This window comes from Microbacterium sp. LWH13-1.2 (genome assembly GCF_038397735.1).
In the GTDB taxonomy this organism is placed as follows: Bacteria; Actinomycetota; Actinomycetes; order Actinomycetales; family Microbacteriaceae; genus Microbacterium.
The window spans coordinates 2,412,597-2,432,256 of record NZ_CP151635.1; the positions used below are offsets into that span (position 1 = coordinate 2,412,597).

The 19,660-nt window shown below is 68.9% G+C and carries 17 protein-coding genes and 1 pseudogene; 13 read left to right on the forward strand and 5 right to left on the reverse strand.

The genetic code is table 11. The annotated features are described in order from the left end of the window. Nucleotides 1-3 precede the first annotated feature (3 nt). The gene (locus MRBLWH13_RS11595) at nucleotides 4-1,065 is read right to left on the reverse strand and encodes a PQQ-dependent sugar dehydrogenase (RefSeq protein ID WP_341958296.1); all 1,062 of its coding nucleotides are present in this window, start codon (nucleotides 1,063-1,065) and stop codon (nucleotides 4-6) included. A gap of 221 nt (nucleotides 1,066-1,286) precedes the next feature. Here MRBLWH13_RS11595 and MRBLWH13_RS11600 point away from each other — a divergent pair, with 221 nt between their 5' ends. After that, nucleotides 1,287-3,362 carry a DUF2156 domain-containing protein gene (locus MRBLWH13_RS11600; RefSeq protein ID WP_341955163.1) on the forward strand — a complete coding sequence of 692 codons (2,076 nt, stop codon included), beginning with the start codon at nucleotides 1,287-1,289 and terminating at the stop codon, nucleotides 3,360-3,362. An 11-nt stretch (nucleotides 3,363-3,373) separates the two neighbouring features. Here MRBLWH13_RS11600 and arfB read toward each other — a convergent pair whose 3' ends face one another. Together arfB and MRBLWH13_RS11610 are read right to left on the reverse strand one after the other, a co-directional pair. After that, the gene (arfB, locus tag MRBLWH13_RS11605) at nucleotides 3,374-3,811 is read right to left on the reverse strand and encodes an alternative ribosome rescue aminoacyl-tRNA hydrolase ArfB (protein ID WP_341955164.1); all 438 of its coding nucleotides are present in this window, start codon (nucleotides 3,809-3,811) and stop codon (nucleotides 3,374-3,376) included. A 34-nt stretch (nucleotides 3,812-3,845) separates the two neighbouring features. Beyond that, nucleotides 3,846-5,147: an MFS transporter gene (locus MRBLWH13_RS11610; RefSeq protein ID WP_341955165.1), complete on the reverse strand. Its 1,302-nt coding sequence runs from the start codon at nucleotides 5,145-5,147 to the stop codon at nucleotides 3,846-3,848. Between the two features lie 70 nt (nucleotides 5,148-5,217). On the opposite strand from MRBLWH13_RS11610, the gene MRBLWH13_RS11615 reads away from it, so the two are divergent. The 9 genes from MRBLWH13_RS11615 (at nucleotide 5,218) to MRBLWH13_RS11655 (ending at nucleotide 15,595) form a co-directional block, all read left to right on the forward strand. Then, nucleotides 5,218-5,835 carry a TetR/AcrR family transcriptional regulator gene (locus tag MRBLWH13_RS11615; protein WP_341955166.1) on the forward strand — a complete coding sequence of 206 codons (618 nt, stop codon included), beginning with the start codon at nucleotides 5,218-5,220 and terminating at the stop codon, nucleotides 5,833-5,835. 21 nt (nucleotides 5,836-5,856) lie between these two features. Beyond that, entirely contained in the window at nucleotides 5,857-6,699 is an 843-nt protein-coding gene (locus MRBLWH13_RS11620; protein WP_341955167.1) for an AraC family transcriptional regulator, read from the forward strand. Between the two features lie 163 nt (nucleotides 6,700-6,862). After that, nucleotides 6,863-7,930, forward strand: a complete 1,068-nt coding sequence (locus MRBLWH13_RS11625; RefSeq protein ID WP_341955168.1) for an ABC transporter substrate-binding protein — start codon at nucleotides 6,863-6,865, stop codon at nucleotides 7,928-7,930. Between the two features lie 8 nt (nucleotides 7,931-7,938). After that, nucleotides 7,939-9,012: an iron chelate uptake ABC transporter family permease subunit gene (locus MRBLWH13_RS11630; RefSeq protein ID WP_341955169.1), complete on the forward strand. Its 1,074-nt coding sequence runs from the start codon at nucleotides 7,939-7,941 to the stop codon at nucleotides 9,010-9,012. Then, nucleotides 9,009-10,112 carry an iron chelate uptake ABC transporter family permease subunit gene (locus MRBLWH13_RS11635; protein WP_341955170.1) on the forward strand — a complete coding sequence of 368 codons (1,104 nt, stop codon included), beginning with the start codon at nucleotides 9,009-9,011 and terminating at the stop codon, nucleotides 10,110-10,112. Before MRBLWH13_RS11630 ends, MRBLWH13_RS11635 begins: the two co-directional genes overlap by 4 nt. Before the next feature lie 11 nt (nucleotides 10,113-10,123). Then, on the forward strand, nucleotides 10,124-10,912 hold the full coding sequence (locus MRBLWH13_RS11640; RefSeq protein WP_341955171.1) for an ABC transporter ATP-binding protein: 789 nt from the start codon (nucleotides 10,124-10,126) through the stop codon (nucleotides 10,910-10,912). Beyond that, a complete protein-coding gene (locus MRBLWH13_RS11645; protein ID WP_341955172.1) occupies nucleotides 10,909-12,570 on the forward strand; it encodes an ABC transporter ATP-binding protein in 1,662 nt (553 codons plus the stop codon). The genes MRBLWH13_RS11640 and MRBLWH13_RS11645 overlap by 4 nt, the downstream gene beginning before the upstream one ends. Further along, nucleotides 12,563-14,326 (forward strand): ABC transporter ATP-binding protein, encoded by a 1,764-nt coding sequence (locus MRBLWH13_RS11650; RefSeq protein WP_341955173.1) that lies wholly within the window; start codon nucleotides 12,563-12,565, stop codon nucleotides 14,324-14,326. Before MRBLWH13_RS11645 ends, MRBLWH13_RS11650 begins: the two co-directional genes overlap by 8 nt. A gap of 75 nt (nucleotides 14,327-14,401) precedes the next feature. After that, the gene (locus MRBLWH13_RS11655; RefSeq protein WP_341955174.1) at nucleotides 14,402-15,595 is read left to right on the forward strand and encodes a low temperature requirement protein A; all 1,194 of its coding nucleotides are present in this window, start codon (nucleotides 14,402-14,404) and stop codon (nucleotides 15,593-15,595) included. A 25-nt stretch (nucleotides 15,596-15,620) separates the two neighbouring features. Here MRBLWH13_RS11655 and MRBLWH13_RS11660 read toward each other — a convergent pair. Beyond that, nucleotides 15,621-15,696, reverse strand: a pseudogene (locus MRBLWH13_RS11660). Nucleotides 15,697-15,831: 135 nt separating this feature from the next. Here MRBLWH13_RS11660 and MRBLWH13_RS11665 point away from each other — a divergent pair. After that, complete coding sequence (locus tag MRBLWH13_RS11665; protein ID WP_341955175.1) at nucleotides 15,832-16,767, forward strand: hypothetical protein; 936 nt, start codon at nucleotides 15,832-15,834, stop codon at nucleotides 16,765-16,767. Here MRBLWH13_RS11665 and MRBLWH13_RS11670 read toward each other — a convergent pair. After that, a complete protein-coding gene (locus MRBLWH13_RS11670; protein WP_341955176.1) occupies nucleotides 16,756-17,742 on the reverse strand; it encodes a WYL domain-containing protein in 987 nt (328 codons plus the stop codon). The two genes, MRBLWH13_RS11665 and MRBLWH13_RS11670, sit on opposite strands and share 12 nt — an antisense overlap. Before the next feature lie 61 nt (nucleotides 17,743-17,803). On the opposite strand from MRBLWH13_RS11670, the gene MRBLWH13_RS11675 reads away from it, so the two are divergent. Next, nucleotides 17,804-18,844: an ATP-binding cassette domain-containing protein gene (locus MRBLWH13_RS11675; RefSeq protein ID WP_341955177.1), complete on the forward strand. Its 1,041-nt coding sequence runs from the start codon at nucleotides 17,804-17,806 to the stop codon at nucleotides 18,842-18,844. Beyond that, nucleotides 18,841-19,623: an ABC transporter permease gene (locus MRBLWH13_RS11680; protein WP_341955178.1), complete on the forward strand. Its 783-nt coding sequence runs from the start codon at nucleotides 18,841-18,843 to the stop codon at nucleotides 19,621-19,623. The genes MRBLWH13_RS11675 and MRBLWH13_RS11680 overlap by 4 nt, the downstream gene beginning before the upstream one ends. Nucleotides 19,624-19,660: the final 37 nt, after the last annotated feature.

Here is a 19,660-nt window from a genome sequence, read left to right on the forward strand (position 1 = left end):
CGATCAGTCGAGAGCGAGCCGGAGGATGCGGTCGTCTCCGTCCGACGGATCACCGCGTCCGTCGGTGTTGTTCGTGAGGACCCAGAGCTTGTCGTCCGGACCGACCACGATGTCACGCAGGCGTCCGAACTCGCCGACGAACTGTTCGGTGCCGGCCGTCAGATCGTCGAGCGGCACCGTGCGCAGGCGCTCGCCCCGGAGGTTCGCGATCACGATGCTCGAGCTCGTCACGGCGATGCCGCTCGGGCTCGCCGCATCCGGCCGCCACTGCTGCACGGGGTCGATGTAGTCGCCGTCGTCGGCGATTCCCTCGACCTCGGGCCAGCCGTAGTTGCCGCCGGGCTCGATGACGTTGAGTTCATCCCAGGTGTCCTGCCCGAACTCGCTCGCGTACATTCCGCCTTCCGCATCCCAGGCGATGCCCTGCGGATTGCGGTGCCCGTAGCTGTAGACGGGCGAGTCGTCGAAGGGGTTGTCTGCGGGAACCTCTCCTTCGGGTGTGAGCCGCAGGATCTTGCCCGACAGCACGTCGAGGTCCTGAGCGCTGTCACGATCACCCGCGTCGCCCGTCGTGACGTACAGCATCCCGTCGGGCCCGAACGCGATGCGCCCGCCGTTGTGGTTGCCGGCTGCGGGAATGCCGTCGATCACCACGGTCGCGGGCCCCAGCGACAGTCCTCCTGCGTCCCCGACGATCGTCCGCCGCTCGACGCGATTCTCGCCCTGCGCCGTGAAGTACGTGAAGAGCTCGCCGTCGCTCACGGCGAGCCCGAGCAGTCCGCCCTCACCACCGGGTTCCACGCCGTCGATGACAGCGACCTGGTGCACCTCGCCGGTCTCGCCGACCTCGAGCACGCGGGCGCTGTCGCGCTCGCTGACCAGAGCGGCGTCGCCGTGGAAGGCTATCGACCAGGGTGCTTCGAGATCGTCGACGAACGACTCGGGTGCCGGCGCGGACACCGGGTTCGGTGCGGAGGCGCAGGACGCCAGCAGGAGAACTGCACTGACGGATGCAGCGGCGAGCGCGCTCGAGGTGCGCGGCCGGGTCGGCGACGGGCGCGGCATCCGATTCGCAGGCATGAGTCCATCCAACGCGTTCTCGGCGCGGAGCGACAGGGACGATCCAGGCGTCGTCGCGTGGGCCGCGTCGGTCGGGGTCATCGCGGGCGTGCTTCTCGCCGCGGGGTTCATGACGTTCGGCGGCGTCGGATTCCGATGGGCATGGAGTCACTACGCCCCCCGGCGTCTTACTCCGGAAGATGCGTCGCCCTCGCTACGCTGAGCGCATGACCGAGGCGCGAACCCCCACATCGCATCCTGTTCTCGCCGTCCTGCGACGCATGCCGGCCACCATCACGATGGTCTCGGTGATCCTCGTCGTCGGCGTGGTGTGGCAGGGACTGTGGAGCCCGTTCGAGAAGACTGACCTGTTCGGCACCGTCGCGTACGGTCTGCCCAACCTCGCGCAGGGCATGTGGTGGACGCCGTTCACCGGCACGTTCTTCGTCAACGCACCTTGGGTGTACGTGTTCACCATCTCGGGCTTCTGGGGCATGGCTTACCTCGAGTACCGCCGCGGCACCAGGGTCGCGCTCGCCTATTACTGGGTCGGGCAGCTCTTCGCGATCCTGGCCACCGCACTCGTGCTCTTCTTCGCCTCGCAGCTGCCGTGGGCCTGGGCTCAGGAGCAGGCTCAGGCGCTCGATGTCGGCGCCTCGGGCGGAACCATGGCCTGCATCGCCGCGGCGATCGGACTGTTCCGGCCGCCGTGGCGGGTGCGCGGTTGGCTCGTGCTGCTCGGATTCGTGTTCATCGCGATGCTGTTCTGGGGTGCGGTCGCGGATCTCGAGCATCTGCTCGCCGTGCTGCTGATCCTGGTCGTCGACCGCACCCTGCGTGTGCAGCGGACCACCGTGCGCGAACAGCGCCTGATCGCCGTGATCTCCCTGCTGGTGCTGGGAGCGGTCGAGATCATCACGACCCTGGTGGCGACCGACGGCCCGTTCGGTCCGACGGAGCCCGTGTCGGGAGGATTCATCGACCTGGCGATCGACCTCGTGGTCATCGCCGTGCTCGTGAACGGACTGCTGCGAGGCCGCCGCTGGTCGTGGGTGCTCGTGATCCTGCTCGGAGTCTTCAACATCCTGATCGCGGCGCTCGTGCTGATCCTGATCACCGTGTTCTCGCAGGCTCAGGTCGACTTGCGCTGGGATGGGGACACCGAGCTCGCCCTCGCCAACGGCTTCCTCTGGGTGATCCTGCTCGTCTACCTGGTCGCGGTGCGTCGGGCGTTCCGGGCGAAGCGCAAGTCACCGCTCGGAATCCAACCCGCCCCGACCGTCGACGACGTCAAGACCGAGTTGCGCGCACACGGCGGCGGGACGCTGTCCTGGATGACGACGTGGGAGGGCAACAGCTACGCCCGCAGCGCCTCAGGGATCGTCGCGTACCAGCGCCGGGCCGGGGTCGCGCTCGCGCTGGCCGACCCGATCGGACCCTCGGCGTCGCGTGCAGACGCCGTCGCGGAGTTCATCCGCACCGCCGAGCTCGCGGGCCTCGTGCCGTGTTTCTTCAGCGCCGACGATGCGACGCGGGATTCCGTGCCGGCGGGCTGGCGCAGCCTCGTGGTCGCGGATGACACGATCGTCGACCTGCCGGGCCTGGAGTTCACCGGCAAGCGCTGGAACTCCGTGCGCAGTTCGCTCAATCGAGCGGGGCGCGAGGACATGACCTTCCGGCTGACCCGACTCGGCGACGAGTCGTGGGGGGTGCGGCAGCAGCTGCGGGCGATCTCGGAGGCCTGGGTCGGCGACAAGGACCTCCCCGAGATGCGGTTCACTCTCGGCACGCTCGACGAGGCCGAGGATCCCGAGGTGCGACTGGCTCTGGCGCTGGCCCCGAACGGCGACGTCGACGGATTCCTGTCGTGGCTGCCGGTCTACGGCGAGGGCGGCTCCGTGCGCGGATGGACGCTCGATCTGATGCGGCGCCGGGATGGCGGCTTCGGGCCCGTCATGGAGTACCTGATCGGATCGTCTGCGAAGCAGTTCTCGGAGGAAGGCGCCCAGATCATGTCGCTCTCGGGGGCTCCGCTCGCCCACGACTATCCGCCGGATGCCGGCATGATCGCGGTGCTCAGCGACCGCCTCGCCGAAGCACTCGAACCCGTCTACGGCTTCGCGTCGCTGCATCGCTTCAAGCAGAAGTTCCATCCGCGCTACGAGACGATGTACCTGCTGTTCCGCGACGAGGCGGATCTCGCAGCCATCGGCACGGCCCTCACACGAGCATTCCTGCCGGATGCCACGCTGCGGCAGTTCGCCGGCGCCGGTCTCGAACTGGTGCGCGGCAGCAAGGACTGAGGCCGCGCGACTCAGTCGCGCGGTGGCTTGCGCATCTTCTTGACGTCGGTGCGCCGCTTCTTGGCGGTCAGCCGCCGCTCCTTCGACCCGCGGCTGGGCTTCGTCGCCCGACGCTGAGGCGCCGGCGGACGCAGCGCCTCGCCGACGAGTGCCACCAGCCGCTCCCGCGCCGCGTCACGGTTGCGCAGCTGCGCGCGGTGCTCGGAGGCGGCGATCGTCAGCACCCCGTTCACCAGACGGCCGCTCAGTCGGTCGAGCAGACGCTCGCGCTGGTGTGACGAGAGCACTGCGCTGCCGGCAGCATCCCAGACCAGCTCCACCCGGGAATCCGCGGTGTTCACACCCTGCCCGCCAGGGCCGGACGACCGGGAGAAGCGCCACGACAGCTCGGCCTCGGGGATCGTGAGACCCGCCGAGACCCGCAGGCCGGGGCGATGAGGGGTGGGCATGCATCCATCATCCCCCCGGCGCGGGGTGCGCGCGTCAGCCGAGGTTGTCGACGGCCTCGAGCGGGACACCGCTCGCTGTGCCCGCTGATGGCTGCTCTCCTGCATCCCTCTTCGCGGTGTTCGCGATGTGCGCCCGGCCGACCACGATCGCAGCGACGACCATGAGCGCGGCTCCCAACCAGTACGGCGCCGCGTGGCTGACGGTGACGTAGAGCGCGCCCGCGATCAGCGGCGCCGCGGTGTTCATCGCGGCGTTGAGCGATTGGGTCGCCCCTCCGAGCCAGCCCTGCTCGTCATCGCCGACCGCGTTCGACATGGCACCGTCCAGCGCTGCCGTGGCGGCTCCCTGTCCTGCGGCGAGCATCAACGCACCGACGATGAACACCCACGGCTGCGCGAAGACCGAGGCGACGACCGCAAGGCCGACGAGTCCGATCGTCTGCGCGACGATGCCGCTGATGATCACACCGCGCTCGCCTATGCGAGGCAGCAGGATGCCGAGCAGCACGCCCTGGATGAGGATGTCGATGATGCCGACGCCCGCGGTGAGGAGACCGATCTGGGTCGGCCCCCAGCTGATCGAGTCGAGCGCCAGCACACTGAAGTTGTTGACGAAGAAGCCGAACGGCAGCGCGAGCAGACCGAATCCGATCATCAGCCCCCGCAGCTCCTTGCGTCCGAACGCCTCCGTGAAGACGCCGAACGGCTGGATCTCACGGATCGAGATGCGCTCGATGCGGTTCTCGGGCTTCAGGCTCTCGGGCAGCAGGAAGATGCTGAGGATCGCGATCGTGAGAGCGACGACCGCGGTGAGGAAGACCGGCAGCTGCAGGCTCACTGCCGCGAGGAGTCCGCCGATGGCGGGGCCGATCATCATGCCGATCCCCGAGAGAGCGCCGAGCAGGCCGAACCGCTGCGCACGTTTCTCGGGCGGGGTGATGTCTGCGAGGTAGGCGAAGAGCGCCGGCAGGTCACCGGCGGTCACCCCCTGGATCACGCGAGCGAGCACCAGGACCCAGATCGCACCGCCGATGCCGAAGAGGGTCATCGCGAACGCCGCTCCGAACGCGGCGGCGATGATCACCGGGCGTCGACCGAAGCGGTCGGAGAGGCGACCGAGGAAGGGGGCGACCAGGAAGGCGCACAGGCCGTTGACGGCTTCGAGCACACCGACCCAGATCGCGAGATCGCCTTCGTGCGAGACGTATTGCAGCACGACGAAAGGCAGGACGGGGAGCACGACGGTCATCCCGATGACGGTGAGCATCGTCAGCACGATGAGCATGATCCAGGCGCGCTTGTCGCTGCGCGCGAGCGGGTTATTTAGTGAAGTCACTCCGAAACTGTATCAATACCAGTTTTGGTGTCAAGCCAGTTTTGGATCGCATGCGCGATACGGTGGAGGCATGACGAATACCGAGCCACTCGGACGCCGCGAACGCAAGAAGGCGGCGACGCGCAAGAACATCTCCGACGTGGCGACGATGTTGTTCCTCGAGCGAGGCTTCGACAACGTCAGCATCCGCGAGGTCGCCGACGCCGCCGACGTCTCGCCCACGACGGTGTTCGCGCACTTCCCCCAGAAGGAGGCGCTCGTGTTCGATGAGGACGACGAGCAGCGCGATCGACTCGTCTCCGCCGTACGCGACCGCGCCGACGGCGTCACGATCAATCAGGCGATCCGCGACTTCTACGTGGTCGAGGTCGGCGCCAACATCGATGAGCACGGCAACGACGTGGCGCGGATCTTCCTCACCTTCCTCAATGAGACCCCCGCGCTGCGCGAGTACGCCGCGAAGATGTGGCTCCGCCACGAGGATGCCCTGTCGGACGCGATCGCCGACGAGCTCGGACTCCCCGAGCCGACGGCGGAGATCCGCGTCTACGCGCGATTCGTGCTGCAGATGCAGCTGCTCGTCAACGAGCACGAAGACCAGCTCGAAATCCTCGACGCCGGCTTCGCCGTGCTCGAGAGCGGATGGGCCCCGGTCGAGGCCCGGATCGTCGAGAGCAACGGCCGATAGGGCCAGCACCCGGAGCACAGCGTGAACTCCTACCGCCAGGACGACTGGGACGCGAGCCCCGTGCATCCGTCGACGATCCGCGAGCCCTACCTGATGGGCACCGGCGTCGTCACCGGCGAGGACACCGACACCCATCCGCTCGCACCGCCGCACTCGCACCCCGATGCCATGCTCGCGTGGTGCTACCGCGGGACGGTCTGGGTCCAGCTGCAGGAGTCGATGTGGCGCCTCGCTCCCGGCCAGGGGGTGTGGATCCCCGCGCACACTCCGCACACCGCGCGCCACGAACGCGACTCGACAGGGTGCTACACCTACATCGCGGACACGTCGCTCGTCGCTCCGATCGACGAGGTCACCCAGGTGCTGGTACCGCGCGCCGTGCAGGAGATGCTGCTGCACCTCGGCATCAACGACATGCCGACCGAGCTTCGAGTGCGCATCCAGGCCGTGCTCATCGAGATGCTGCAGCATCCGTCCGCCGAGGCCGCGGACGGGTGGGGCGAGGTGCCGTTGCCGGCTGACGAGCGCGTCCGCTCACTCGTGCAGGCCGTGCTCGCCGACCCCGGCGACGCGCGCAGCGCGCGACAGCTGTTCCTCGCGCACGGGCTGCATGAGCGCACGGTGCTGCGCATCTTCCAGAACGACGTCGGCATGACCTTCGCCCGATGGCGCACCGGGGTGCGGATGACGCTCGCAGCCCGGCTGATCGTCGACGGCACCCCCATCGGCGCCGCCGCCCACCGGTGCGGATACTCCACGACGAGCGCGTTCTCGGCAGCGTTCAAAGAGCGCTTCGGCCTCACCCCCAGACAACACGTGGCACGCGTGCGAGCCGACTCCGCGCACCAGCTCTACTGGCGGTGACGCTCCCGGGATGACGGCATCATGTCGATTCATCGACACAAGTCGTCCGCCTGACGACACTTACGCCGTCATCCGCGTTCTAGCATCGATCTGTTAGGACATGCTTACCTAACCTCGCGCCGCGTTGACGCGGCACACCCTCCCCTCTCTCTGAAGGAGAATCATGACGCACGCTTCTGCGCGCCCGAAGATCCGCCGTAATGCCGCGCTCGTCGCGGCGGCACTGGCCGCCGCCCTCACGCTCGCGGGGTGCTCGGCATCCGGCGAGTCCACCGACTCGGCCTCGACCGCAGCCTCGGCCGACAGCGTGGTCATCGAGCACGCCCATGGCGAGACGGTCATTCCCGAGAAGCCGCAGCGCATCGTCACCCTCGGCTGGATGACGCCCGACATCGTCGCCGCGCTCGGCACGAACCCGGTGGGCATGGAGGAGGTCTGGGGTGCGGACGAGAGCGGATACCAGCCCTGGTTCGAGGACTTCGTCACCGAGGAGTACGGCGAGACTCCCGAGATCATCCCGTTCACGGACGACGGTCCCAACTACGAGGCGATCAAGGCACTCAAGCCCGACCTCATCCTGAGTCTCTACTCGGGGATCACCGATGTCGAGTACGAGCGTCTGACCGAGATCGCCCCGACCGTGCCCTACATCGAGCGCGCGTGGGACCCGAGCACCTGGGAGGACATGACCCGCACGATCGGCAAGGCGATGTCCGAGGACGAGAAGGCCGAAGAGCTGATCACCGAGACCGAGGAGATGATCACCTCGCTCGCCGACGAGCACCCCGAATTCGACGGCAAGACGTTCGTCTGGGGCCTGACCCTGAACGAGGGCGGCACCGACCTCGGCGTCTACCTCGAATACGACCCGCGCGTGCGCATCACCGAGGCGCTCGGGTTCACCTCGACCTCGGCCATGGACAGCTTCCTGGCAAGCGCGGAGGGCGACAACTGGTACACCGGAGTCAGCCTCGAGAAGCTCTACGACGTGCAGGCCGACCTGTTCGCGGCCTGGGGCAGCAGCGTCGACGAGGGCGAGTACACCGTCGAGAACAAGGTCGTCTCCCGCTGGGAGCCGATCGAGGCGGGCTCGTACGTGATCTACGCCGACGACGCCCAGGCCTCCGCGATCAGTGCTCCGACCGTGCTCTCGTTGAAGTACATCCTGCCGACCTACGTCGACGACCTCGCAGCCGCATTGCAGGGCGAGCCGACGATCGCCGGCGAGTGATCCGAGAGATGTCCCTGGCGACGGAAGACGGCACGGACGTCTCGATCACGGGCGCGGGGAGTCGTGCAGACGACTCCCCGCGTCGCAACGGGACGTTGGTGGCTGGGCTGGTCGCAGCGGCCATCGTGCTGGCCGCCGCCGCCATCGCCTCGCTCGCGATCGGCAATCGCGCGATCGACCCGGTGACGGTTCTGCACGCGGTCTTCGCCTACGACGACGAGAACCCGCTGCACCTGATGGTGATGGAGCTGCGCGTCCCGCGCACGCTGCTCGGCATCGTCGTGGGCGCGGCGCTCGCCGTCTGCGGCGGACTGATCCAGGCGTTCACCCGCAACCCCCTGGCCGACCCCGGCATCCTGGGCGTGAACGCCGGGGCGTCGTTCGCCGTGACCTTCGCGGTGGGGATCCTCGGCGTGACCACCCCCGGTGCCTACGTGCCCTTCGCGCTGCTCGGCGCCTTCGTCCTCACCGTCCTCGTCTACGTGCTCGGCTCGTTCGGACGCTCGGGCGCGACGCCGATGAAGCTGACCCTCGCCGGCGTCGCGCTCGGGGCGGCGTTCACCGGCTTCACCACCGCGATCGTGCTGCGCGACCTCGGCACACTGCAGGTCATGCGCTTCTGGGGAGTCGGATCCATCGGCGGACGCACGCTCGACCAGCTCGCCTGGGCCGCACCGCTCATCGTGATCGGCCTCATCATCGCGCTGCTGTGCGCACGCTCTCTCAACGCCCTCGCCCTCGGCGATGACCTGGCGCAGGCACTCGGTGCTCGCGTGCGCGTGACCCGAGTGCTGGTCATCATCGCCGTCACCATCCTCGCCGGCACGAGCGTCGCCGCGGCCGGCCCCATCGCCTTCGTCGGCCTGATGATCCCGCACGTCGTGCGCTGGTTCACCGGGCCCGATCAACGCTGGGTGCTCACCTACTCGATGATCGTCGGGCCGGCCTTCCTGCTGCTCGCCGATATCCTCGGTCGCATCGTGCTGCCCAGCGGCGAACTCCGCGTCGGCATCGTCACGGCGCTGCTCGGAGCACCGATCCTGATCGTCCTCGTCCGTCGCAAGCGGGTGAGCGGACTGTGAGCGTCGACCAGCACCCCTTCGACCAGCTGGCCGCGGCCGAGCGAGACCCCGACTTCACCCCCGTCGATCACGGTCGACGCCTCTTCCGCATCGAGACCGCCCGCGTCGCCGCGCTCATCCCCGTGCGCTCGGTGGTGGTGTGCGCGGTGCTCGTCGTCGTGATCATCGCGGCCGGTCTCGCGTCGATGACGATCGGCGCCTACGAGGTCGACTTCGCGTCTGTGCTCCGTGCGATCTTCGACCCGTCATCCGACCCCGACATCCGTCAGGTGGTGTTCGAATGGCGACTGCCTCGCGTGCTGTTCGCCGTGCTGTGCGGTGCGGCGTTGGCCCTCGCCGGCGGCATCTTCCAATCGCTCACCCGCAACCCGCTCGGCTCCCCCGACATCATCGGCTTCGGAGTGGGCGCGCAGTTCGGCGTGACGCTGATGATGGTCGTTCTCGAGCTGAACACGTACATGTTCAAGGCGGTCGGCGCGCTCGTCGGCGGTCTGTTCACCGCCCTGCTCGTCTACGTGCTCGCGAACAGGAACACGCTGTCGTCCTTCCGACTGATCATCGTCGGGATCGGCGTCTCGGCGGGGCTCGGCTCGCTCACCTCGTGGATCCTGATCTCGGTGAGTGTCGAGAAGGCCATGATGGCGGCGACGTGGGGCGCGGGCTCCCTGGCATCCCTCGGGTTCGACCAGCTTCTCCCCGCCGCGATCGTCTTCACGGCCGTCACTCTCGCCTCGGTGCCGCTGAACCGCACCTTGCCGGTGCTCGAGATGGGCGACGACGCGGCGACCGCTCTCGGCATCAGCCCCGGCCGCACGCGCCTCGCCGCGATGGTCTTCGGGGTGGCGCTCGTCGCCCTCGTCACCGCCGCAGCCGGCCCCATCTCGTTCATCGCCCTCGCCGCCCCGCAGATCTCGCAGCGGCTGACCAGATCGAACACCCCCATGGGCACCGCCCCCGTCATGCTCACGGGCGCGGCACTCGTCGTCGTGTCGGATGCCGTCGCCCAGCTCGTCGCCGTGCCGGTCGGCGTCGTGACGGTGTCGGTGGGCGGGCTCTATCTCGCCTGGCTGCTCGCCGCCCAGTACGCGCGACGCGCCTGAAAGGAACATCGATGACCACTTCGCTGCTGGCCCGCGACATCACCCTGAGCTACGGGGACACCTCGATCGTCTCGGGGCTGTCGCTGGAGGTTCCGGATGACTCGTTCACGATCATCATCGGCCCCAACGCGTGCGGCAAGTCGACGCTGCTGCGCGGCTTCGCCCGTCTGCTGCGCCCGACGACCGGCACAGTGCTGCTGGACGGCGCGGAACTGCGCACACTGAAGCCCAGGGAGGCCGCGAAGGGGCTCGGGCTCCTCCCCCAGTCCTCGATCGCCCCCGACGGCATCACGGTCGCCGACCTCGTCGGACGCGGACGCTTCCCGCATCAGAGCGCCCTGCGCACGTGGAGCACCGCCGACGAGCAGGCGGTGTCGCAGGCGATGGCCGCCACCGGAGTCACCGACCTCTCTCGACGCCTGGTCGACGAGCTCTCGGGCGGTCAGCGCCAGCGCGTCTGGGTCGCCATGGCTCTCGCCCAGCAGACCAGGCACCTGCTGCTCGACGAGCCGACGACCTTCCTCGACATCGCCCACCAGATCGACCTGATGGAGCTGTTCGCCGACCTGCACCGCAGCGGTACGACTCTGGTCGCCGTGCTGCACGATCTCAACCACGCCGCTCGCTACGCGACCCATCTCGTCGCGATGCGCGACGGCGAGATCGTAGCCCAGGGCGATCCGCGCGAGATCATCACGGCCGAGCTCGTCGAGTCCGTGTACGACCTGCCGTGCCGGGTGATCACCGATCCCGTCGCCGGCACGCCGCTCGTGCTGCCGCTCGGACGGCGAACGCCATGACGACCACGCCCCGGCAGCTCTTCGCGATCGCGCTCACCTCGCAGGGCCGCGGGCTCACTCTGACCGCTGCCACCACGCTGCTCGTCGTCCACTCGCTCGCGGAGGCCACCATCCCGGTGATCATCGGCGCGACGATCGACCGCGCCGTGCTGCCCTCCGATCCCGGGGCGCTCGCGCTCTGGCTCGGTGTGCTCGGCGGCACGTTCGTGGTGCTGACAGCGAGCTACCAGGCGGCCTCCCGCCTCATGGTCGGCGTCTACGGCTACGGCGAGCAGGCGCTGCGGCACCTCGCGCTGTCACGGATGCTCCGGCCCCGCCTCTCTCGCCGCACGACGACACCCGGAGAAGCGCTGACCTTCGTCACGTCCGACACCTACCGCGTCGCCGGGGTCGCGTGGTCGGTCGCGCAGCAGTGCGCGACGATCGCGGCGATCATCGCTGCGGCGCTCGCCATGCTGGCGATCTCGCCGATGGCCACGCTCGTCGTCTTCGCGTCGACCATCGCGATGATGGGGGTGATGCGGATGGTCTCGCGTCCTCTCGAGCGGCGAGGCTCCGTCGAGCAGCACGCGGCGACCGAGGCCGGTGCCGTCGCCGCCGACTTCATGGCGGGCTTCCGGGTGCTCGTCGGCATCGGCGCCCGCGAGGAGGCGGTGCGGAGATATGTCGTGGCCAGCGACGCGAGTCGCATCGCCGCGACGGCCGCCGGACGATCGCTCGCGTCATACGAGGCGGTGAGCTCGCTGCTCGCCGCGGTGGCCACCACCGCGCTGGCGGGCCTGTCAGCCTGGTTCGCCGCCGAGGGCCGGATCAGCATCGGCGAGCTGGTGACCGTGCTCGGCCTCGCCCAGTTCCTCAGCGGATCCCTCGCCCACGCCGGGTCGTTCCCGTCGAACTGGATCCACAAGGTCGCCTCGGCGAAGCGCCTCGCCGAGATGATCAATGCCGATGACCTGCTCGACGCACCGTCGGTGACGGCACCGGTCGACGGCGATCGCGGGGTCGTGAACCGAGCCGCGAACGGGATCGCCCTCGCCTTCCGCCCTGACCCCGAAGGGTCTGCGCGCATCGAGGTGCGCACGGGCGAGCTGCTCGGCATCCGCCCGTCCGACAGCGACAGGGCCCGTGCCCTCTCGCGCCTGCTCGGCCTGCGCACCCCACCGGAGCGGGGCAGGGTCGCGGTCTCCGTCGACGGCACTCTGCATGACCTGAAGGACATGGATGCCGTGGACTACCGCCGACGCGTCGTCGCGCTGCCGCACCGCCACACGATCGTGACCGGCACGCTGCGCGAGGCCGTGCGCGGACACGGAGACACCGACGATCCGCAGCCTGAGCTCATCGAGGCGGCTGCGCTGCACGACACGATCGCCGAGGTCGGCGGATGGCATGCGCAGGTGGGCGAGTCGGGCAGACGGCTCTCGGGCGGGCAGCGTCAGCGCATCGGGATCGCGCGGACCCTGCACACCGACGCCGACGTCGTGGTGCTCGATGAGCCGACCTCGGCCGTCGACGCGATCACCGAGGCGCACATCGCTCGAGCCCTCTCCGGGCTCGACCGGACCGCCATCGTGATCAGCACCTCGCCGACTCTGCTCGCCGCGTGCGACCGGGTCGTCGACCTCGCGGATGAAGGATCGGACGCCCGCCATGACTGACACTCCGACCCCACTGCTGCCGATCGCGACCGGCTCGAGAGTGCTCATCGTCATCAGGACCCTGCTACGCCGTCACCGCCGGCGATCTGCGGGCACAGCGGTGCTCTTCCTCGTGGCATCCGCTCTGGGAGTGGTGCTGCCCGCGTGCCTCGGCCGCATCGTCGACGCCGTCTCGACCGACGCGGGCATCGCGGTCATCGTCGGCTGGGTGGTCGGCGCGGGAGCCGGGGCGATCGCCGCCGCACTCGTGATGCTCTGGGCCGCACGCGTGCTGACGGGTCTGGTGCAGGATGTGCTGGCCGCCCTGCGCGAAGACGTGTTCGCCTCGGCGATGCGCCTGCCGGTGAGCACGGTCGACGACGGCGAGACCGCCGATCTGCTCTCCCGTGTCACGGGCGACGTCGACGCGGTGGCCGAAGCCGGTGGCGATGTCGTGCCGGTGCTGCTGTCGGCGGGCTTCGCCATCGGCGTCTCCCTGGTCGCCCTGACCGCCCTCGACCCATGGCTCGCACTCGCGGGGATCGCGAGCGTGCCGTTCTACCTCCTCGGCACCCGGGCGTTCCTGCGACGCTCGCGCGTGGTGTTCCGGGAGGTTCGGGTGCGCGAGGCCGCGCGAAGCCAGGCCGTGCTCGAGGCCGTCGAGGGCATCGAGACCCTCACCGCCCTCAACGAGCAGGATCACGCCCTGACGCGCGTGCGCTCGCGGGCGGAGGACTCGATCCTGATGCAGATCGAGGGGGTCCGGGTGCGCAACCGGCTCTTCCGATGGATCAACGGCGGCGAGCTCGTCGGTCTCGGTGCGATCCTCGCCACCGGGTTCCTGCTGCAGGCGAACGGAGCGATCACCGTGGGCATGGTGACGACGGCCGCCCTGCTTTTCCATCGGCTGTTCGATCCGGTCGGTCAGCTGATCTTCGCGCTCGACGACATCCAACGGGCGACGATCGGTCTCGCACGGCTCGTGGGGGTGATCGATCTGGCTCCGGAGAGTGACTGCGCGGCGTCGGGCGCGACTCGCACGGTCGACGATCATGCTCGGGTCGCGCTGGATCTGCACGACGTCAGCTATCGGTATCCGACGACCGGGCGGGGGGTCACCGACGTCACGCTGCGCGTGGAGCCGGGTACGACCGCAGCCCTGGTCGGCTCGTCGGGATCGGGCAAGAGCACGCTCGCGAGGGTCATCGCAGGACACCATCCGCCGGCATCCGGCAGCGTGCGGCTCGAGCCGGCGACGATTCCCTATTACGTGTCGCAAGAGCTTCATCAGTTCCGCGGCTCGCTCGCCGACAACCTGCGTCTCGTGGCGCCCGATGCGAGCGAAGGCGAGCTGATCGCCGCGCTCCTCGCGGTGGATGCCGAGTGGGCGGTCGAGCTCCTCGTATCCGTCGCCCCCGCCCCGCTCGACGAGGGTCGGATCCAGCAGCTCGCCATCGCCCGCGCACTTCTCGCCGACCCCGCTCTGGTGATCCTCGACGAGGCGACGGCCGACATCGGACTCCAGCACAGGGATGCGGTGGAGGGGGCGATCCGGGTGCTGCGGCGTGGCCGCACGACGGTGCTGATCTCGCATCGCCTGGAGCCCGTCTCGACCGCCGAGCAGATCGCGGTCTTCGACGACGGGCAGGTGGTGCAGCTCGGGACTCACGACGAGCTGCTGACAGCCGCCGGGCCGTACCGCAGCTTCTGGCGCGCCCAGATCGCCGGCGGGAGCCACCGCACCACGGCGTCCGGCTCGACGGCCGAGTGCCCGTGACCATCCCGCGCTGTGGACGCGCCCGTTCCCGAACGAGTGCGTCGATGTCCCGGTCGACGATGCCAGGATGGTCGCATGGCATTCGGGATGGCGCGTGACGTGCTGCGCCCCACGGACTCTCCGCGCGCGGATCGAGTGACGTATGTCGAGCTGTTCTTCGACCTCCTGTTCGTCCTCGCGCTGACGCAGCTGTCCGCCTACCTCTACGAGAACCAGACGCCTCTGGGCGCCTTCGAGGGGGCCATCATGGTGTGCGCACTGTGGTGGGCATGGGTGTCGACCACCTGGGTGACCAACTGGCTCGACCCCGTGAAGCTGCCCGTGCGCGGGGCGGTGATCGCACTCGCCTTCGTGGCGCTCGTGATGAGCGTCTCGATCGCCGAGGCGTTCGGCGATCGCGCGTGGGCGTTCGCGATCGCCTACGTCGTGCTCCAGGTCGGGCGCACGGCCTTCATCGTGTGGGCGGCAGCCCGTCACGACCGGCACGTGGCCCGCGATTTCTCGCGCATCCTGTGCTGGACCGTCGCCGGCGGCGCGTTGTGGATCGTCGGCGCACTGTTGCCCCTCGAATGGCAGCTGCCGCTGTGGGCCGCTGCGCTGGCGCTCGAACTGCTGGGCACGGTGCTCGGTTTTCCGGTCCCCGGATGGGGGAAGGTCCAGCTGCGCTCCTGGGATCTCTCAGGCCCCCACATCGCCGAGCGCACGTCTCTCTTCGTGCTCATCGCGCTCGGCGAAGGCCTGTTGGTCACCGGCTTCGCGTTCGTCGACAAGGAATCATCCGCCGCATCCATCGCTGCGATGTCGACGGCGTTCGTCACTGCAGCGGCGGCCTGGTGGATCTACTTCGACCACGGCGAACGCGTCGGCGCCGAGGCGATCGAGGCCTCAGAAGAACCTGCCCGGCTCGCCCGCACCGCGTACACCTGGGTGCATCTGCCGATCATCGCCGGCATCGTCCTGATGAGCGTGGGCGACAAGGAGACGCTCGCACTGCCCGACCAGCGCAGCCTTGCCGTGACGGTCGTGGTCGTCGGCGCACCGATCCTCTTCCTCACCGGCACGGCGCTGTTCCGTCGCGTGCTCGAGGGGCGCTGGGTGCGGGCTCAGCTCGTAGGTCTGGTGGCTCTCGTCCTGCTCGCGGGTGTCGGGTTCGTGGGCTTCGTCATCAATGCCCTCACGCTGTCGATCACGGCCGCGCTGGTGCTCGTCGGTGTCGCAGCGGGCGAGACCGTCGAACGTCTGCGTCGAGGCCGCCGCTCAGGGGGCTGATCGGGCGTTCAGATCCCGGACAGAGTGGACGCGACGGCGGGAGTCGAACCCGCAACGCCGTCAGATATGAGCTGAGGCCCGGGACCGCCCGGATCGCCGCGATGGAAATGACGTTACCTCGCCGTGATCTGGATGACCAGCATCGTTGCGGGGATTGACAAAGTGAGTCCTCGCGTGTCGTGAGGCGTCACGCCGCGTCATCCGACTCCGTCCGGAGCGAGGTGTACGGTCACCTCATGGCCGTTGATGAGGACACCGCCCCCACCAGCCTGAAGACGCATCGATACCTGCGACTGTCCCTCGTCTTCATCGTCTTCACCCTGCTGCTCAGCGTGGTGATCCAGACGATCGTCACCTCGTGGGAGCCGTTCACTCTCGGATGGACTCCTCTGCCCTCGATCAGCCACTACTTCTACACACCGGCTCGCACCGTCTTCGTGGGAGCTCTGATCGCGGCATCGCTCGCACTCCTCGCGCTGTCCGGGCGTGACCGCGCGACCACACTGCTCGACATCTCGGCGCTTTTCGCGCCGTTGATCGCGATCGTTCCGACCGGTCTCGCGAACCATCAGCGAGTCGGCCCGTTCGGGTGCCCTGACAACGTCGAGTGCGTACCGGTCGAGTTCCAGGGCGACATGCGACTCGGCATCGCCGTCTACGCCGTGGTCGTCGTGGCGCTCGTGATCACGATGGCCGTGATCCGGCGCCGCACCCGCACGCCGAACCCCTCGGCCCGCCTGGTGTCGATCATCGCGCTGATCACGGCGGCCGCCGTCGCCGCCCTCGCTTTCGCACCCGCACTCAACGAGCACTTCCCGTTCAACTTCTGGCCGGTGCACAGCATCCACTTCGTCGTGACCCTGCTGTTCTTCGGCGTGTTCGCCGCGGTCCCGATCCTCTACGCCGGCGGGCCGCTCGACCCCGGCGAGACCCCGCCCACTCCTCGCCAACGATCGATCTACCGGTGGATCGCAGGTCTCCTGATCGTCGACCTCCTGCTGCTCGTCGTGGCGCTCGCCTTCCGCCAGGTGTTCGGCGAGACCCCGGTCGTGCTCTTCGGCGAGGCCGTCGCGCTGATCCTGTTCGCCGCCTTCTGGTGCGTGCAGACGTTCCAGCGATGGGATGACCCGAACCCACCCTCGATCGTCGCGCGCAGACCGCTACCCGCGTGAGCCGGGAGCGGGCGCATCGAGTGCCCGGAGCAGGCGCTCCAGCGATTCTCTGAGCTCCGCGCGATGAGGCTCGGGGAAGCTCGTCGTGTACTCGACGCCCTCGGGAATCCAGAGCAGCGCGTACATGGCCTCCCGCCAGTCCGACCCGCCGAACGGCCACCGCGTGCGACCCTCCCCCTCGGCGGTCGCGCCCTCCGACCAGGGCCCGAACATGCCCTCCATCACGGGCAGCGACAGTTCCATCACGGCATCCGCCTCGATCTTCTGCGGCGACCACGACGCGGCGATGAGCACCCGCTCCTCGATCTCCTCCTCGGTGATCTCGCGACGTGTGAACAGCACTCGCGTGTGCTCGACCGAGACGATCCGGTCGACGCGGAAGGTCCGCCAGTCGTCGCGGTCGAGATCCCAGCACAGCAGGAACCATTTGCGTCCCGAGGGTGCGAGGGCGTGCGGCTCGACGCGACGCACGCTCTCGGCCCCCGCTCCGTCGATGTAGCGCATCCGCAGACGCTCGTGGTCGCGGGTCGCGAGAGCGATCTCCCCCAGCACGACGGGCGAGACCACCGGGGCGTCGCCGATGCGCGGTGGCTGCACGGCGGCGGCGAGCGCATTGACCCGCTGACGCAGCGCCGACGGCAGCACCTGTTCGAGCTTCGCAAGCGCCGTCAGCGTCACCTCGGCACCGCCCACCAGCTGCTGCGTCGCGGCGACGCGAAGACCGATCGCCATCGTCACCGCCTCGTCATCGGTGAGCAGCAGCGGGGGCACGGCGCTGCCTGCTTCTAGGCGGTAGCCGCCGGCCGCCCCTGGCGTCGACTCGACCCGGTATCCGAGCTCTCGCAGCCGATCGACGTCGCGGCGCACGGTGCGCTCGGTGACGCCGAGCCTGCTCGCCAGTTCCGTGCCGGGCCAGTGCCTGTGCGTCTGCAGCAGATTGAGCAGGGCGAGGGCTCTGGAGGTGGTGTCGGACATGTCTTAAGATTGGCAGAGATCGCGGACAGGATCTGTCCTGGTTGCGTTCTAGCCTGCAGGCATGTCGAACGAATCCATCATCGAAACCGAAGGCCTCACCAAGGTCTTCACCGTCAAGAAGACGTCGGTCGAAGCGGTCACCGACCTCTCCTTCACTGCGGCGCGCGGCGAGCTCGTCGCGTTCCTCGGTCCGAACGGCGCGGGCAAGTCGACGAGCCTGCGGATGCTGACGACGCTCATCCCTCCGACGTCGGGGACCGCCCGCGTCGTCGGCCACGACATCCGCACGGATGCGGCCGGGGTTCGCGCACGCATCGGTTACGTCGGTCAGCTCACGAGCGGCAGCTTCTCGCAGCGGGTGCGCGATGAGCTGCGCAGCCAGGGCGCGTTCTACGGCATGAGCCGGCGCGACAGCATCCGCCGGGCCGACGAGCTGATCGAGTCGCTCGATCTCTCGTCGTTCGCGACCCGCACGGTGCAGCAGCTCAGCGGAGGTCAGAAGCGCCGGCTCGACATCGCGCTCGGGCTCATGCACGCGCCGCCGCTGATCTTCCTCGACGAGCCGTCGACCGGTCTCGACCCGCAGAGCAGGGCCAACCTGTGGGAGCACATCCTCGACCTGCGCACGCAGCACGGCACGACGGTGTTCCTCACGACGCACTACCTCGAAGAGGCCGACCGCTATGCCGAGCGCGTCATGGTCATGGACAGGGGCCGCATCATCGCCGACGACGACGCGGCAGCACTGAAGGCGACGCTCGCCGGCGACGTGCTCACCTTCGGCTTCGCGAACGATGCGGATGCCGCGAACGCACGCCCGGTCGTCGCTCGTCTCAGCGGGGCCGAGGTGGCACTCGACGACGACTCGCTGACGCTGGCCGTGCCGGACGGCGACCGACTGCTGCCGGTGATCGTGCGCGAGCTGGATGCCGCCGGCATCCTCGTCCGTCGGGCGACCGGCGTGCCTCCCACTCTCGACGACGTGTTCCTCGCCCTCACCGGGCGCACGCTGCGCGAAGCAGGAGAGGGCGGCGCCGGCGAATCCGACGCGGACAGCGCAGCCGACAGCAGCGAGAACGACAAGACAGGAGTCCTCTCATGACCACCACGACCGACACCCTCGTGCGCGCGAACCTCATGCGCGACACAAGGAACGTGCTGACCCGCGAGCTCAAGCCGGTGCTGCGCGACCCGTTCACGCTGATCTTCAGCCTGCTGCAGCCGCTCGTGTTCCTCGGCCTGTTCGCTCCGCTCCTCATCGGCGGTTCCGGTCAGCCGGCGAGCGAGACCCTGGCGTGGTTCGTGCCGGGTGTGCTCGTGATGATCGTGCTGTTCGGCACCGGGGCGACCGGATCGAACCTGCAGTACGAGATGATGACGGGCTCGCATGAGCGCACCCTGGTCGCTCCCCTGGCCCGCTCATCGCTGCTCGTGGGTCGTGCGCTCAAGGAGATCGCGCCGATCGTGGTGCAGGCTCTGATCATCGTGCTGATCGCGTGGCCATTCGGGTTCGCGATCGACCTGCCGGGCCTGCTCATCGGGCTCGCACTGCTCGCGGTCTTCGGCGTCGGGCTCGGATCGCTGTCGTACTCGCTGGCATTGGCCACCAAAGACCGCGAGTGGCTGTTCTGGGGAGTGCAGCAGTCGCTGATCTTCCCGCTGCTGATCCTCTCGGGAATGCTGCTGCCCCTCGATGACGGACCCGCGTGGATGCGCGCGGTCGCCGCCGTCAACCCGGTGAACTGGGTCGTGCAGGCAGAGCGGGCGCTGTTCGCGGGAGACCTCGGCGATGTCACCGTGCTCTGGGGCTGGGTGTCGGCGCTGGCCGTCGCCGCGATCGGCCTCGTGGTGGGAGTTCGGGCCATTCGCCGCAGCAGCTGAGACGACAGGATCCCGGCCCTGCGCCTCCTCACCCGAT

Coding starts and splice junctions, on each gene's coding strand:
- MRBLWH13_RS11640 (WP_341955171.1), top strand. CDS start 10,124: ATGACCACTTCGCTGCTGGCCCGCGACATCACCCTGAGCTACGGGGAC.
- MRBLWH13_RS11615 (WP_341955166.1), top strand. CDS start 5,218: ATGACGAATACCGAGCCACTCGGACGCCGCGAACGCAAGAAGGCGGCG.
- MRBLWH13_RS11630 (WP_341955169.1), top strand. CDS start 7,939: ATGTCCCTGGCGACGGAAGACGGCACGGACGTCTCGATCACGGGCGCG.
- arfB (WP_341955164.1), bottom strand. CDS start 3,811: ATGCCCACCCCTCATCGCCCCGGCCTGCGGGTCTCGGCGGGTCTCACG.
- MRBLWH13_RS11665 (WP_341955175.1), top strand. CDS start 15,832: ATGGCCGTTGATGAGGACACCGCCCCCACCAGCCTGAAGACGCATCGA.
- MRBLWH13_RS11650 (WP_341955173.1), top strand. CDS start 12,563: ATGACTGACACTCCGACCCCACTGCTGCCGATCGCGACCGGCTCGAGA.
- MRBLWH13_RS11595 (WP_341958296.1), bottom strand. CDS start 1,065: ATGCCGCGCCCGTCGCCGACCCGGCCGCGCACCTCGAGCGCGCTCGCC.
- MRBLWH13_RS11675 (WP_341955177.1), top strand. CDS start 17,804: ATGTCGAACGAATCCATCATCGAAACCGAAGGCCTCACCAAGGTCTTC.
- MRBLWH13_RS11645 (WP_341955172.1), top strand. CDS start 10,909: ATGACGACCACGCCCCGGCAGCTCTTCGCGATCGCGCTCACCTCGCAG.
- MRBLWH13_RS11655 (WP_341955174.1), top strand. CDS start 14,402: ATGGCATTCGGGATGGCGCGTGACGTGCTGCGCCCCACGGACTCTCCG.
- MRBLWH13_RS11625 (WP_341955168.1), top strand. CDS start 6,863: ATGACGCACGCTTCTGCGCGCCCGAAGATCCGCCGTAATGCCGCGCTC.
- MRBLWH13_RS11670 (WP_341955176.1), bottom strand. CDS start 17,742: ATGTCCGACACCACCTCCAGAGCCCTCGCCCTGCTCAATCTGCTGCAG.
- MRBLWH13_RS11600 (WP_341955163.1), top strand. CDS start 1,287: ATGACCGAGGCGCGAACCCCCACATCGCATCCTGTTCTCGCCGTCCTG.
- MRBLWH13_RS11680 (WP_341955178.1), top strand. CDS start 18,841: ATGACCACCACGACCGACACCCTCGTGCGCGCGAACCTCATGCGCGAC.